Raw genomic sequence first — 14675 nt, 5'->3', positions numbered from 1 at the left:
CGTTAAAAAAGCCCTGCATCTCGATAAGATGCAGGGCTTTTTCTTTGTCTTTTGGTTTTTGCTGCAGCCTTTAGTTGCTTTCCATCAGGCTCTTCAGATGGTCGGCACGGGCAGGGTGACGCAGCTTCTTCATGGCTTTGGATTCGATCTGGCGTATGCGTTCACGCGTTACTTCAAACTGCTTGCCAACTTCTTCCAGCGTGAATTCCGTGCTGGTGTCGAGGCCAAAGCGCATGCGCAAAACCTTGGCTTCGCGCGGGCTCAATGAGTCGAGCGCTTCTTTCAGTTTCTCTTGTACGGATGCCTGCATTGCCGCAGCCATAGGGGACAATGTCATGCTGTCTTCGATGAAATCGCCCAGCTGGGAATCACCATCGTCACCAATTGGCACGTCCAGTGATACCGGCTCTTTGGCTATCTTCAGGATTTCCCTTACCTTGTTTTCTGGCAGGCCCATCTTCTCGGCAATTGCTGCCGGTTCCGGTTCCAGACCGGTCACCTGCAGGAGCTGGCGGCGTACCCGGTTCATCTTGTTGATGGTTTCTATCATATGCACCGGAACGCGGATCGTGCGTGCCTGATCGGCAATTGCACGTGCAATCGCCTGTCTGATCCACCAGGTTGCATAGGTAGAGAATTTATAGCCGCGACGATATTCAAATTTGTCGACTGCTTTCAACAGGCCAATATTGCCTTCCTGGATCAGGTCCAGGAATTGCAAGCCACGGTTCACATATTTCTTGGCGATTGAAATGACCAGACGGAGATTGGCCTCGGTCATTGCTGCTTTGGCTTCGCTGGAGCGCTTTTCGCCGGCGACCATCTGCTTGTTGATTTCACGCAGGTCATTCAGCGGCAGGCTGACATTTTGTTCCAGGTCGACCAGTTTCTGCTGCAATTCACGCGCAGCATGGATATTCCTGCCCATGATTGCGGCATAGCTGGATGTGCCATTGATCTCTTTTTCCAGCCATTGCGTATTCGTGGCATTGTTGCGGAACTGCTCAATGAAATAGTTGCGCGGCATGCCACATTTATTGACCAGCAATTCCAGCATCTGTTTTTCTGTCTGGCGCAAAGTCTTCATCTGCTTGCGCAGGCTGTCGCAGAGTTTTTCTGCAGTCTTGACGCTAAAGCGCATACCCTGCAATTCACGTGTGATGGATTGCTGTGCCTGTTGATATGCAGGAGACTGATAACCATCCGTTTCACGTGCTTTTTGCATTTGCTCAAAGCGCATGCCAACCACTGCGAATTTTTGCAGGACAGTGGCTTTTAATTGCTGCAACTGTTCGTCACTGATGCCACTTGCATTTTCTGCTACGGCATCATCGTCATCATCAAGATCATCCAGATCGTCGTTGTCACTGAGTTCTATTGCTGGCGCATCCGTAGCATCAGGGTCCAGCATGCCGTCTATGATGTCATCCACACGGATTTCATCTTTGGAAATCTTGTCGGCGATGACCAGAATTTCCTTGATGGTGCCAGGGCAGGCGGAAATTGCCTGCACCATATCCTTGAGACCATCTTCTATGCGTTTGGCAATTTCGATTTCGCCCGAACGCGTTAACAGCTCCACACCGCCCATTTCACGCATGTACATGCGCACCGGATCGGTAGTGCGACCAAAATCTGAATCTACTGTGGCCAAAGCAGCTGCCGCAGCAGCTTCTGCTTCATCTTCAGTGACATTGGTGGCGACATTGTCTGTCAGCAGCATCATCGCGGCATCAGGGGCTGCGTCGTAGACAGCGATGCCCATGTCGTTGAGTGTGCTGATAACGCCCTGTATCATTTCTGCGTCGGCGACATCGTCAGGCAGATGATCATTGATTTCTGCATGAGTCAGATAGCTGCGGTCCTTGCCCAGATTGATCAGCTTGGTCAGTTGCTTGCGATACTGTTCAAGTTGTTCTTCCTGGCTGGCTGCATTGCCAGTACCGGGTTTTTTGGCTTTTACACGTGCAGCACGCTTGATTTCTGCTGATTCTGCTGCATTCAGCGCCTGGATCTCATCATTCTCAAAATGAAATTCCGACGACTTGCGGCCGCGTTTTGCCGGTTCGCGCATGGCTGGCAAGACGTAACCGGAGGTGTCAATATCCTTGATGGTAGCCGCTGCTGGCGTGACCGGCGCTGACCCTGTGAAGGAGGATATTGCTGGCAATGCCGACGCGGCGGGAGCCGGTGTCGCTACTGGTTTCAGTGTCACGACTGGTGCTGGTGGCGCCAGCTTGCCCGAGCCTATGCGTGCCTCGCGCTTGATGACGACCGGGGTGTTGACCGGCTGGTCTGCCAGCAATAGCTTTTTGGCCTGCTTGGGTGCGGTCTTGCGGATGACGACGACACGTGGCTTGGCTGGTTCTGTGTCACCAGTCGCAGCTTCAGCCAGGGTTTTTGTCAGGCTTTCCGTACTGGTGACTGATTCTTCCGCAGTCATGGAGACTTGTTCTGTAGTTGTCGCTGTGTTTATGGTGTTTGCCGCGCTTTCGCCTGCATCTCCGTTCGCAGGATCATCAATTGCTGTTGCAGCTGCATCGGCTGCCGAGGTCTCTTCAGTTCCCTCGGTTGCCAGTGGCTGCAATCTGGAGCGACGTTTGGTAATCACTGTTACCGGAGTGCTGACCAGTGTCGGCGTCTCTTCTGTTGAGTCGACAACGGGAACCACCATCTGCACGGTTTGTACCGTTGCCGTGCGCGGGACGCTGAGCGGCTGACGGTTCAGTTGCAGTTGCGGTTTTTTACCTAAGGTGAGGGTTGAGCCTGTTTTTGTTGAAGGAGATGTGTCAGTTAAGCTGTTTTTCATGTAACAAATTCGATTACGACAACAAATGCTTGTCAATAGTGTTTGGCAATAGCAAGGGCGAAAGCTGCTATCGATCATCATTTACAGATCAACGGCAGGCGCGGCGCGGATAAAAAAGCCCGCTGATGAAAGCGGGCCAGGTCATCTTGCTGAATCTGGGCCTCAAATGAGACGAAAGGGCAGAATTATCCCCGGCTTGAGCCTTCTTGACAAGCAAGACTTTGCTTTCTTTTGCAGAAAAATTCCTGCAATGCATCTGTGTCAGCTGGTTATCTGCGCTGACACTCGCGTTCTGCATGGCTTTGGCATGATTTTGTTTGAGGCTTCAAGTAATGGTTGGCTAGCAAATATATTTTTGTGATACCCCTGATTTTTGTCATACACCTATGTCAGGACTAAAATTTGATTTAAATCAAGAAAAAGTTCTGCTTTGGCGAAATAATTTGAACAAACTGTTAAGCTTGTACTTTTATGCCTCCTTTTATTGCTATCACTATGGCGTTTGTCAGCGGTTGCAGGTTCAGTATCAGATCCAGCTTGAAGTCCAGTCTTTTTTGCCTGCTTTTGGGAGTACCCGTTTTTTCATTTGCACAATCGGCACAAAAAGTGCCAGATACGCTGGAGCAGCGCCTGAAAGCCTGTGTCGCTTGCCACGGTGCCGAGGGCAAGGCAGGCAGTGACGGCTTTTATCCACGTATTGCGGGGAAGCCAGCGGGCTACCTCTATGAGCAACTGGTCAATTTTCGCGACGGCAAGCGTAATTTTCCAGCCATGCGCTATATGGTGGCGCATATGTCGGACGCCTATCTCAAAGAAATTGCCAGTTATTTTGCTGACCAGCATCCACCCTATGCCGCACCACAGTCTGGCGATATCTCTGCCCAGCTCATGGAGCAAGGCAGGCAACTGGTCTTGAATGGCGACAAGGAGCGTAAACTGCCAGCCTGTGTAGCCTGTCATGGGCAGACAATGACAGGTCAGGCACCGTTTGTGCCGGGCTTGCTTGGTTTGCCGCGGGATTACCTGATTGCCCAGCTGGGTGCCTGGCAAACCGGTAATCGCAAGGCACATGCCCCTGATTGCATGCAGCAAATCGCCACCCAGCTCAAATCTCAGGATATTGCTGCCGTATCAAGCTGGCTGGCAGCTCAGGCTGTGCCGGCAAACGGCATTGCCCCGCTGCTCAAGCCGGAGGATTATGCCCAATTGCCACTGAAGTGTGGCAGTGTCCTTCGATAAGTCCTGGACTGAATTCTTGTCCCTGCTTGCCCATTCGGTGTGAATTATAAAAATATCTGACTATGAAAAGAATTCTATTGTCTGTCTTGTTGTTGCTGTTGACAGGTATTGCAGCTGTAGCTGCTTTTGGTTATTACCTGGTCGATGACACTAGGGCCGTGCCGGTCATCGCAAATGATATATCTGCCTCAGACAAGGTCAGCAAGGGCGCTTATCTGGTCAAGGCCGGTAATTGCCTGGGCTGCCATACGGTGCCTGGTGGCGCCCCTTTCGCCGGCGGGCGGGTATTGAAGACTGATTTTGGTCAATTCTTCACACCTAATATCACACCGGATGTCAAGGCTGGCATAGGTAGCTGGACGGCGGATGATTTCTGGCAGGCCCTGCACAATGGTAAATCAACGAATGGTCGCATGCTGTATCCGTCTTTTCCTTATACCAATTACACCCAGGTATCGCGTGCCGACTCTGACGCCATGTATGCCTACCTGATGTCGCTGCCTAAAAGCGAGCAGCAGAATCAGGAACATGATTTGCGTTTTCCTTATAATAACCGGGCTTTGTTGGCATTCTGGCGTGCGGCTTACTTTCGTCCCGCTACTTATCAGACGGACCAAAGCAAATCGGCAGAGTGGAATCGCGGTGCTTATCTGGTCAATGGCCTTGGTCATTGCAGTGCCTGTCATGGCGGCCGTAATGGTCTGGGAGCGAATGCCGGTGTCAGTGATTTCTCAGGCGGCCACCTGACGGACTGGTATGCGCCTGCGCTCACCAATAGCCAGGAAATACATCTGGCGCAATGGCAACCGCAGCAGCTATCAGCCTTGCTGAAAACCGGGGTGAATGAACATACGGCCGTTTCCGGCCCCATGGCCGAAGTGGTGGCTGGCAGTACCCAGTATTTGAATGACGCCGATATTGCAGCAATGGTCAATTATCTGCGAGCCATACCGACAGTGACGCCGGTTGAAAAAGATATGTTCGACAAAGCCCTGGCAACACAAACTGTCAGTGCCGATACCATGGAGCAGATCATGAAGCAAGGCGGTGCCTTGTACAAAACCCATTGCATGGATTGTCATGGCGCAGGTGGGGAAGGTGTGGCATCAATCTACCCAGCATTGAAAAACAACCCGGCCCTGCTTGCCCCCGCTTTGTCTAACCCGGTGCGCATGGTGCTGGCTGGCGGCTTTCCCCCGGTGACCGGTGGTAACCCGCGCCCGTATGGCATGCCACCATTTGTCCATACCCTGTCCGATGCAGAGGTGGCCCTGGTGCTCAGTTATGTGCGCAATGCCTGGGGTAACCAGGCCAGTGTGGTGAACTCGGCCGAAGTTAACCGTTATCGTACTGCAGCGGTTGACTAAACGACTAAATGCAAAACAGCTGAATATACAAATTAGTGACAAATTAAATACATTTCCTATCATTTTTCTCAGGGTATCGCTTATACACTGAGCACACTTGAAAACACTGTGCTGGGTGAGTTAATTGAAATTTGTCCTTGGTCTGAGCTTGAGTTTGTCTGCAGTTTTGCTGGCGGCATGTGGTGGTGGCACGAGTGGCAGTGTGGTTAATGGTGGTGTGGTAACACCGCCTACCGGACTAGTTTTATCCGGTACGGCAGCGACAGGAATGGCGATATCCGGCGCCGCTGTCAATGCCAAATGCCGTACTGGCAGTGGCACCACCACGACAGCTTCTGATGGCAGCTACAGCATGCAGATCATGTCAGGCGTCTTGCCATGTGTATTACAGGTCAGCAATCCCGCTGATGGCAGGAGGCTTCACGCAATTGCAATCAATGCCGGGACCATTAACCTGACACCACTGACGGACATGTTGTCCACCCGCCTGCTGCGGGCCGATATGGCTGGCGTGTTTGCCAATCCTGACGCTGCAGTAATAGAAAAGGCCGTGACAGCCAGCAATATCAAGCAGGCTCAAAATGAGGTCAGCCTGGCATTGGCTGCCTACGCCGATACCAGCAAGCTGGCGGACTTTTATACTACACCCTTAAAAGCGGCAACTGCAGCCAGTCCTGGCAGTGGCGATGCGCAAGACAAGCTGCTTGACAGCCTGAAGTCAAAAATGACTGCTTTGCAAAATACCCAGGTGCTGGACTTGCTGGCTAGGGCGAGTACTGTCGGGCAGGCACTCGACAATCCCGATGTCAATTTCAAACCCACGCTGGAACTGACACCGATGAATGCTACGACATTCGTTAACGGTGTCTTGAGCTTTGACGCTGCGATCAATTATCCAGCCAATGTCAGGTACCTACGCCAACCGGTGAAATGGTCCGTGCAGGAAACTGGTGGTGGCAGCATCAATATGAATGGTGAATATACAGCACCCGATAAGCCTGGCGTTTATCACGTGACTGTGCAAAGAGAAGATTTTCCGGCGCTGAGTGCAACAGCCACAGTCAATGTAAGTAGTACACCTGCACCGGTGTTCACGCCTTACCTGACAGTCGAAGCCAAGAGCGTCAGCATCAAAGCCGGAAGCCAATACTTTTTCAGGGCCAATATCAACTACCCGCCAGATATTTTTTATATTCGCCAGCCGGTGAGCTGGTATCTGGTGGAAGCCAATGCCGGTACGATCAATATCATGGGGAGTTATTTCGCACCTGACAAACCTGGCACATATCATGTCAAGGCACAGCGTGATGATTATCCTGACGTGTTTGCCATCGTCACAGTCATCGTCAACTAGCCAATCAACCAAGGCAGTCGTAGAATCCATCCCGACATCCGCACGCCAATACTGGTGTGCGGATGTTTTCGCATAGTGCACGAAATCTGCTATAGCCAGGTAATTTCAGTTAAGATAATTTATTTATAAATCTCTTTTATCTTATGCGACCCTATTTACTAGCCTGTCTGCCCATCCTGGCGCTGGGCCTGAGTGGCTCGGCCCATGCCGGAGCCAATAATATTGACCAGCCCAACAAGACAGCTACGCCGATTAAAAGCATGTTTGTTGACCAGAATTCAGATGCACGTACTGTAATTACCACTGTGCCGCCAGAATCTGCAATGGAACGGTTTGAGATGAAAGACGCGCTGGGCCGCAACATAGCTTATGTGGCAATGACCGACGGTGATATTGGTGGTCTGGTATTTGTCGACAACAAGCTCACAGGTACCGTGTCCAAGCAGGATGCCCTGGCATTTTACAGCTGTCGTGGTTACGCGACGGCGACCAAATATCACTGGGCCAAGGATGCCAGCGCCTGGATAGAAAGTTTGTTGGCCATCAGCCAGACGGCAACCACCGTCAATTTACAGTTCTCGGGCAAGTCCACCTGGCGCAGCATTGTCGAAGTCGTCAATAACCCCTCGCTGTCACAGATAGGTTCACTGGTCGATATAGGTACCAACCCGTTTGGCATACTGCGCAAACTCAATACTGCCCGTGAATCATTTGCCGAACGCGAGTTGTTTGAAAAAACCAGGTTGCGACTGTTGAACGTAAGCATAGGTACCAGTGAAGACCGGGTGGCAGAGATTATCAAGCCAGAAGATGTTTCATTTGCGCTGGGTGGTCTGGTCATGGCTTATCCGCGCTTCTCGGTGGAGTATTTTATTGCTGATGGTACGGTAAAGGCGATACAACAGCCGTCTTTCCATTTCCTCTCGCATAAGCAGGCCGCCTTGTTTTATGTACCCAATTCAAAATGGGATTTGTGTACGCCTTCAAGCTGGCGAAGCGCCTTGCCTGATACTGCTGTTGTGACCCCGCAGACAGGCAGGGAAGCGGTACAGCCAGTCAAGGAAACTGCGCCGCCCGCGAAAGAAGTCAGTAAGTAAAACAGTTTTTTATGCGCACACTGATGCCAACATCATATTGCGATCTGCATTGATGTTGGCATTGGAATCCGGGGGGCAAGGAGATCGGTGTTGTTATCCTGTGAAATTGATCACATTACCATTACTGCCCCTGACCTGACGTCGGGAGCGGCATATGTGGAAACCCTGCTCGGTATTGCTCCCCAGGCAGGTGGAGAGCATCCGCGCATGGGGACGCATAATATGTTTGTTCGGCTGGGGTCTGCATTATTTCTGGAAATTATCGCAATCAATCCTGCTGCGCCAAGGCCCGGACGATCTCGTTGGTTTGCGCTGGACGCATTAAAACCGGACAGCAAACCACGCCTTTCAAACTGGGTGGCCCGTACGCCTGACATCCGGGCTGCATTGAGCCAGACGCAGGAATACCTGGGTGATATCGAAGCCATGAGCCGTGGCGACAATCACTGGCTGATCACCATACCACAAGACGGCTCATTACCATTCGATGGCATAGCGCCTGCCTTGATCGAATGGCATACCGCAAGGCATCCTGCAACTGGCATGCAGGATTTTGGTATGAGTTTGCTCAAGCTGGAATTGCTGCATCCTGACGCTGCCACAATTGGCGAACTCATACAGAAACTGGGTGTGCAAGGTGATGTAATGGTAAAACCAGTTTCGACCGGACAGCCAGCGCAACTCATTGCGCATATCATGACACCACGTGGACTGCGGATACTGACTTGAACATGTTCAGGCTCATCTGCGTCTGTATACTGAGTCTGATCCCGGCATGGCCTTGCGCATTGCAAGCCAAAGAAAGCACATGCCATGGGACAGTCGCCAATGGCCGCTTGGAGGATGGCGTCCGTTTGCCCGCAGAAGGGCGCAACTTCTCTGCCTACAGTGCGCTGGGCGTCAGCCTGGGCCGGACCTATGTGCATTCCACAGTCGCCGATATTGTGACGCAGGCTTATCAGCAGCTTGAGCAGACTGTCCCTGACAAAGTGTTTGTCTATGGCGAGACGGGATGGCAAAAGGGCGGGCGCATGAAACCCCATCGCACCCACCGCAATGGTTTATCGGTTGATTTTATGATGCCGCTCATTAATGGGCAGGGCATATCCCGACCATTGCCAGGAAGCATTGATAACAAATTTGGTTACGATATTGATTTTGATGCGCAAGGTCGATATGGTGACTATCACATAGACGTTGCTGCCCTGGCTGAGCATTTATTTCAGCTTGACCTGGCCGCCAAGGCAAAGGGCAGGGAGCTGGCGCTGGTGATCATCGATCCACCTTACCTGACAAAATTGTTTACTACAAAGCGCGGTTCCTATTTACAGGCGCACATGAAGTTTATGAAGGAAAAAGCCTGGATCAGGCATGATGAACATTATCATGTTGATTTCGACATCCCCTGCAAAAAGAACTGAACTTAATCAATCATCATGCCCTGGACCTTCGCCCACCCGCTCGCCATACTTCCATTGCGTCGTCTTGCCCCGCGACACTTCAGTCTTATGGCTCTGGTCATCGGCAGTGTTGCACCTGATCTTGGCTACTATGTATTTGCTTTCGACATGGCCACGCTGGCTCATCAATGGCAGGGATTGCTATTAGTGTGTTTGCCTTCGGGGTGGCTTGTGTTCATGTTTTTGCATGCGATGCAGACACATTTCATCTACCTGCTGCCACAGATGCAAAGACAGGTATTGCAGGCACATGTTTTTGCATCCCGCACCTTGTCAGGCGCCCAGCTTGTCTGGATTTCCCTGTCTCTGATTCTTGGTGCTGTGACCCATGTTGTCTGGGATGCATTTACCCATGCCAGTGGTTTTGCCGTTGCTTACTTTGATGTATTGCGCATGCCAATAGAGATTGCCGGTGTTCATACGCATGTTTTCCATATCCTGCAACATCTGAGTACCTTGCTGGGTGTAACAGGGCTGGTTTATTGTTATGTGCGATGGCAAATAAAATTACCGCATGTCGTCATACTGGAACCTAAAGAAAATGACCAGTGGCGCTATATTTTATTTGCCAGCACTGCACTGACTGCGCTTTTGCTGGCCCTGCCGCTTAGCTTTTGTGTATCAAGCGGTGTGAGTAGTGGCCAGGTGAAAGAAGTTTTTCTCTTTCGTCTGGCACTGTGTTCAACCGACTGCTTTGTCGTATTGCTGACGGTTGCCGCATTGTTGATTGCCAGGGCCAGGACTGTGCCAGGACCACAAGATTGAATTTGTTATTACGTCGGATTCAAATTCCAGTTGAGGACTTCGCCTTTTTTATCGGTGACAGTCGTCATTTCCTTGAATATCCTGGCTTGCAGGCTGTCTGGTAAACGAACAAAATCCACACTGTTGACATGGCGGTCGCCACGCATGAAGGCCCATGTGAAAAATTTCATGGCGGCAGTCGTCTGTTGTACATCCTTGGCGCGTTGCTGCATGACGATAAAAGTGCCCATGGTGATGGGCCAGGTTTTTTGCCCGGCTTTATCTGTCAGCATTTCTTCAAAGTTAGCGTCGGTTTTCCAACTGCTGTTCGATAGTGCAGATGAAAATGCCTCGGCTGAAGGCGCGATGAATTTACCATCGCGATTTTGTAGCAAGGCAAAATCGAGTTTTTCCTGTGTTACGTAATTAAAGTCGATATAGCTGATGGCGTACGGTGTTTTTTTGAGTGTACCGGCAATCGCGCTGCTACCTTTGACTTGTATTAAGCGGCTGTTCCAGGGAATGGTGAAATTTCTGCCGTACTTCGACTGCCAGTTCTTGCTGACTTTGCTTAAGTAGTCGGAAAAGTTATAGGTCGTGCCTGAACCGTCCTGGCGTACGATGCCCTCGATATTCTTGTTCGGTAGACGCAGGCCGGGATTGAGCGCAGCAATGGCTGCGTCATTCCAGTGCGTAATTTCACCGGAAAAAATGCCCGCAAGGACTTCACCGGTCATGCGTAATTCAGCCGTTTTGATACCCGGCAAGTTGATGACCGGCACTACGCCAGAAATGGCGGATGGGAATTGTATTAATTTTTCTTTTTTCAGATCAGCCTGACTTAACGCGGCATCGCTGGCACCGAACTCAACACTGTTTCCCTTGATTTTCTTAATTCCTGCCGATGAACCCGTTGCCTGGTAGCTGATGACCGGCCCACCAGTTTTGCTGTAGGCATCGGCCCATTTTTGATACAGGGGGGCAGCGGCGGACGAACCCGCCCCCTGCACGGTAGTGACATCGGCGTGTACAGGCATGGAGAAATTGAGTAAAACCAGGGAGAAGAGCAGAGAATGGCGTGTGATCATGATGATATTAATGCAATTGATGGATGTTGCGTATTACCGGACTGAGGCGGCGCGGATTATCTCACGACATGGCTGGTTTTTGCTGGCACAGGGTTTTTCGTAATGCCGCTGTCATTTCTGCTGGCTATGCTTCTTCCTTGATAATCAGCAATAAATTGTTTATATTGTTTACATGTTTTCAACCTGGAGGCTGAGATGGCAACCGCAACAACAAAGAAATTGAGTCCGGCAGTGGCAGCAAGCACCGAAAAAAAATTGACTGTCGTTAAAAAAAGTCCGACGGCAGTGAAAAAGACGATAGCCAGCAAGGCTGTTGTGAGTGAGAAGCCTGCTCCGCGCAGCAAGGCCAATGGTAAAGCGGTTGAAGTAAAAATACCCGTGGCGAAGGCTTCGGCGACGGTGACGAAAGCTGCTCCTGAAACAGTAGAGAAAGTCAAAAAAGCCAAGCTGGTGAGAGACAGTTTCACCATGCCAGAAAGCGAATATGCTGCGCTTGGCGCAGTCAAGAAGGCTTGCCTGAAAGCCGGTGTCGAAGTGAAGAAAAGCCAGTTGCTGCGCATAGGTGTTGCCTTGTTGAGCAAGACAGATGTACCCAATTTGAAGAAGTTGATCGCCGGTCTTGCTCCACTGAAAGCGGGGCGTCCCAAAAAAGAGAAATAATGCGCGTTTGAGCCCGACCATTGCGGTTCTGCCCAATGAACCCGAAAATCCCTGTCTGATGTTCTGTCAGACGGGGATTGTTGTTTTTTTGACTTGTCATCAAACCGACATCTGCCTGTCATCTTGCTGAAGTAATCCTTGATTATTCTTCGTTCGTCGGATCAACGAACAACCATGACAAGGACGATGAATGCGCTTACTCACGATACCCGCCGATGCGAATCCCAGTTTTTCCAAACTTAGTCTGAGTCTTGCCACGACGCCGGAAGAAGTCAAGGAAGTACAGCGCCTGCGCTACAAGGTTTTCATAGAAAGTATGGGTTTGTCCGCCTTGTCCAATCCGGATGGCCTGGATAAGGATGAGTTTGATGACCACTGCGATCATTTGATCGTGCGTGACTCCAAAAGCCTGAAAGTGGTCGGTACTTACCGCATACTGGGGCCAAACGCTGCCCGTCACATTGGCCGCTATTATTCGGAAACAGAATTTGACTTGTCTCGCCTGCAGCATATACGCAGCAGTGTGGCAGAAGCAGGTCGCGCCTGCATACATCCTGATTACCGCAGTGGCGCGGTCATCATGTTGCTGTGGGCCGGGCTGGCTGCCTATATGCGCCGCGAACGCTGCTCCTATCTCATCGGCTGTGCCAGCATCAGCCTGACCGATGGCGGCCAGAACGCGGCAGCAATTTACCGCAGCTTGTCCGCCAGCGACTTTTCTCCACTGGAATACCGTGTGGTCCCACACACGCCTTTCCCTCTGGATGAAATAGACAGCAGTTCAACCGAGGCGCGTATCCCGCCCTTGCTGAAAGGTTATATACGCGCCGGTGCCTGGGTTTGCGGTGAGCCGGCCTGGGACCCTGATTTCCATAGTGCAGACCTGTTCGTCATGCTGCCCCTGGCGAATCTTGACAACCGCTACGCACGTCATTACGGAACAGGAGAGTAAAGCATGAAGCCAGCCGATCAGTTCCTGAGCAGCAAATTGTACAAGTCCGGCAAGAAAGAAACCCAGCGTTTCCGCACTATCTGGATATCCGATTTGCATCTGGGGACGAGCGGCTGCCAGGCTGCCAAGTTGCTGGAATTCTTGCGCGCCACCGATTCTGAAACCCTGTACCTGGTCGGCGATATCATTGATGGATGGCAGCTCAAGCGCCGCTGGTACTGGGATCAGACGCACAATAATGTCGTGCAAACGGTCTTGAAAAAAGCCAAGAAGGGTACGAATGTCATCTTTGTGCCCGGTAATCATGATGAGTCCATACGTCAGTTCATTGACCTTGATTTTGGCGGTATCAAAATCAGGGATGAGCTGGTACATACAACCGCAGCGGGCAAGCGTATGCTGGTCTTGCATGGTGATCGCTTTGACGGTGTCATTGCCTGTGCCAAATGGCTGGCCTATGTGGGTGACAGCCTGTACACAGTCATCCTCAAGTTTAACCAGATATTCAATAAATGGCGTGCCCGTGCGGGCTTACCTTATTGGTCGCTGTCGCAATACCTGAAACTCAAGGTCAAGAATGCGGTCAGTTACATCACGCAATTTGAAGATGCGCTGGCAGATGAGGCGCGTCGCAAAGGCGTTGATGGCATCATTTGCGGCCATATTCACAAGCCGGAAATTCGCGACATCGGCGGTATCCTGTATTGTAATGATGGCGACTGGGTAGAAAGCCTGTCAGCCCTGGTGGAAGATGCGCAGGGCGTGATCAAACTGGTGACATGGCATGATGTCTGTCATTCTGACCAGATCACAGACATGCATGGCGAAAGCAGTCTTGATGCTGTTCGGGAAACTGAACTTGAAGCAGCGCTTGAGGCAACCAATTCTGCAGTCGCTCATCCCTGAAAAACTTTTACGAAGACGAATTGACCGTCGCTGGCCTGAACCACAGCCAGACCCGCTGGCCATATTGATTGCATGCCAGACCCGCCAGTACCAGCAGGCCGGCAGCGATTTTCCACCACAGCAAGGATTCATCAAGTATCACCGCTGCACTGAGCATGCCAACCACAGGCACCAGCAGGGTAAACGGGGCGATGGTCGCTGCCGGGTATTTACGCATCAACCACGACCAGATGCCAAATCCCAGCAAGGTATTGGGATAAGACTGGTAGGCAATCGCGCCTATCGAAACCCAGTTCAGTTGCTGGTATGCGGCATACCATGCGTCGGTGCCTTCCATCAACAAGGATGCCAGCAACAAGGGAGGGCTGGCGATAGCCGAGCCCCAGACCACCATGGCCAGTGGATTGACTACACCTATCTTTTTGGTGACGATGTTGGCGATGCTCCAGCAGATGCCTCCGGCAACCACCATCAGGAAACCTATCATGGTTGCCTGCGCTTCTATATGCATGCCAACCAGTACCATGCCGGACAATGCAATCAGCGCACCGAGAACTTGCATCAATTGCGGTTTTTCACCGAGCAGCAATACAGCCAGACCCATGGTAAAGAAGGCTTGCAATTGCATGACCAGAGAGGCCAGGCCGGCAGGGAAGCCCATCTTGATGCCGCAAAACAGCAAGGTGAACTGGAAGGCAAACTGGAACATGCCATAGGCAATGACCCAGTTCCATGAGGTCTTGGGACGTGGAATGAAAAAAATCAGGGGGAAGGCGGCAAAGACAAAACGTGAGGCGGTAAACAAGACGGGCGGCAACCCTTGCAGGCCTATCTTGATCACGACGAAATTGATGCCCCAGGTGATCACGGCGAGCAAGGCAGCTAAAATATGGCTGGTCTTCATTGGTCTTTTTCAATAAGTGCAGGCCTCCATGGTAACAGCTTGACGGAATTGCTGCTGGGAGCGGCTAGAACCGGTCACGCACATCGCGTTAAACA

General features: G+C 51.4%; 13 protein-coding genes. 10 read left to right on the top strand and 3 right to left on the bottom strand.

Translation table 11 applies throughout. The features are described 5' to 3' along the window. Positions 1-70: 70 nt before the first annotated feature. Positions 71-2809: an RNA polymerase sigma factor RpoD gene (gene rpoD / locus LZ463_RS17245; RefSeq protein ID WP_347176278.1), complete on the bottom strand. Its 2739-nt coding sequence runs from the start codon at positions 2807-2809 to the stop codon at positions 71-73. A 537-nt stretch (positions 2810-3346) separates the two neighbouring features. Here rpoD and LZ463_RS17240 point away from each other — a divergent pair. From LZ463_RS17240 to LZ463_RS17210, 7 genes are all read left to right on the top strand, one after another. Next, positions 3347-4048 (top strand): c-type cytochrome, encoded by a 702-nt coding sequence (locus LZ463_RS17240; protein ID WP_241457037.1) that lies wholly within the window; start codon positions 3347-3349, stop codon positions 4046-4048. Positions 4049-4110: 62 nt separating this feature from the next. Then, entirely contained in the window at positions 4111-5415 is a 1305-nt protein-coding gene (locus tag LZ463_RS17235) for a c-type cytochrome (RefSeq protein ID WP_241457036.1), read from the top strand. Positions 5416-5539: 124 nt separating this feature from the next. Further along, entirely contained in the window at positions 5540-6769 is a 1230-nt protein-coding gene (locus LZ463_RS17230; protein ID WP_241457035.1) for a hypothetical protein, read from the top strand. Positions 6770-6912: 143 nt separating this feature from the next. Continuing rightward, positions 6913-7866, top strand: a complete 954-nt coding sequence (locus tag LZ463_RS17225) for a hypothetical protein (protein ID WP_241457034.1) — start codon at positions 6913-6915, stop codon at positions 7864-7866. An 87-nt stretch (positions 7867-7953) separates the two neighbouring features. After that, positions 7954-8595 carry a VOC family protein gene (locus LZ463_RS17220; protein WP_241457033.1) on the top strand — a complete coding sequence of 214 codons (642 nt, stop codon included), beginning with the start codon at positions 7954-7956 and terminating at the stop codon, positions 8593-8595. A 2-nt stretch (positions 8596-8597) separates the two neighbouring features. After that, positions 8598-9287: a penicillin-insensitive murein endopeptidase gene (locus tag LZ463_RS17215; protein ID WP_241457032.1), complete on the top strand. Its 690-nt coding sequence runs from the start codon at positions 8598-8600 to the stop codon at positions 9285-9287. A gap of 15 nt (positions 9288-9302) precedes the next feature. Continuing rightward, entirely contained in the window at positions 9303-10091 is a 789-nt protein-coding gene (locus LZ463_RS17210) for a DUF4184 family protein (RefSeq protein WP_241457031.1), read from the top strand. Between the two features lie 8 nt (positions 10092-10099). Here LZ463_RS17210 and pstS read toward each other — a convergent pair whose 3' ends face one another. Beyond that, a complete protein-coding gene (pstS, locus tag LZ463_RS17205; RefSeq protein ID WP_241457030.1) occupies positions 10100-11158 on the bottom strand; it encodes a phosphate ABC transporter substrate-binding protein PstS in 1059 nt (352 codons plus the stop codon). Between the two features lie 195 nt (positions 11159-11353). Here pstS and LZ463_RS17200 point away from each other — a divergent pair, with 195 nt between their 5' ends. From LZ463_RS17200 to LZ463_RS17190, 3 genes are all read left to right on the top strand, one after another. Next, positions 11354-11818: a hypothetical protein gene (locus tag LZ463_RS17200; protein WP_241457029.1), complete on the top strand. Its 465-nt coding sequence runs from the start codon at positions 11354-11356 to the stop codon at positions 11816-11818. Between the two features lie 190 nt (positions 11819-12008). Beyond that, positions 12009-12770 carry a GNAT family N-acetyltransferase gene (locus LZ463_RS17195; protein WP_241457028.1) on the top strand — a complete coding sequence of 254 codons (762 nt, stop codon included), beginning with the start codon at positions 12009-12011 and terminating at the stop codon, positions 12768-12770. 3 nt (positions 12771-12773) lie between these two features. After that, positions 12774-13676, top strand: coding sequence for a UDP-2,3-diacylglucosamine diphosphatase (locus tag LZ463_RS17190; RefSeq protein ID WP_241457027.1), 903 nt, complete (start codon positions 12774-12776; stop codon positions 13674-13676). Positions 13677-13683: 7 nt separating this feature from the next. Here LZ463_RS17190 and LZ463_RS17185 read toward each other — a convergent pair whose 3' ends face one another. Continuing rightward, complete coding sequence (locus LZ463_RS17185; RefSeq protein ID WP_241457026.1) at positions 13684-14580, bottom strand: EamA family transporter; 897 nt, start codon at positions 14578-14580, stop codon at positions 13684-13686. Between the last annotated feature and the right edge of the window lie 95 nt (positions 14581-14675).

It is taken from the genome of Undibacterium paludis (genome assembly GCF_022568815.1).
Lineage (GTDB): Bacteria > Pseudomonadota > Gammaproteobacteria > Burkholderiales > Burkholderiaceae_D > Undibacterium.
The sequence above is the reverse complement of the archived record's forward strand: the minus strand, read 5'-3'. Positions and strand labels throughout refer to the sequence as shown.

Excerpts from the sequence above, each read along its gene's own strand:
- rpoD (WP_347176278.1), bottom strand. The coding sequence starts at position 2,809 with ATGAAAAACAGCTTAACTGACACATCTCCTTCAACAAAAACAGGCTCA.
- LZ463_RS17235 (WP_241457036.1), top strand. The coding sequence starts at position 4,111 with ATGAAAAGAATTCTATTGTCTGTCTTGTTGTTGCTGTTGACAGGTATT.
- LZ463_RS17225 (WP_241457034.1), top strand. The coding sequence starts at position 6,913 with ATGCGACCCTATTTACTAGCCTGTCTGCCCATCCTGGCGCTGGGCCTG.
- LZ463_RS17215 (WP_241457032.1), top strand. The coding sequence starts at position 8,598 with ATGTTCAGGCTCATCTGCGTCTGTATACTGAGTCTGATCCCGGCATGG.
- LZ463_RS17210 (WP_241457031.1), top strand. The coding sequence starts at position 9,303 with ATGCCCTGGACCTTCGCCCACCCGCTCGCCATACTTCCATTGCGTCGT.
- pstS (WP_241457030.1), bottom strand. The coding sequence starts at position 11,158 with ATGATCACACGCCATTCTCTGCTCTTCTCCCTGGTTTTACTCAATTTC.
- LZ463_RS17200 (WP_241457029.1), top strand. The coding sequence starts at position 11,354 with ATGGCAACCGCAACAACAAAGAAATTGAGTCCGGCAGTGGCAGCAAGC.
- LZ463_RS17195 (WP_241457028.1), top strand. The coding sequence starts at position 12,009 with ATGCGCTTACTCACGATACCCGCCGATGCGAATCCCAGTTTTTCCAAA.
- LZ463_RS17190 (WP_241457027.1), top strand. The coding sequence starts at position 12,774 with ATGAAGCCAGCCGATCAGTTCCTGAGCAGCAAATTGTACAAGTCCGGC.
- LZ463_RS17185 (WP_241457026.1), bottom strand. The coding sequence starts at position 14,580 with ATGAAGACCAGCCATATTTTAGCTGCCTTGCTCGCCGTGATCACCTGG.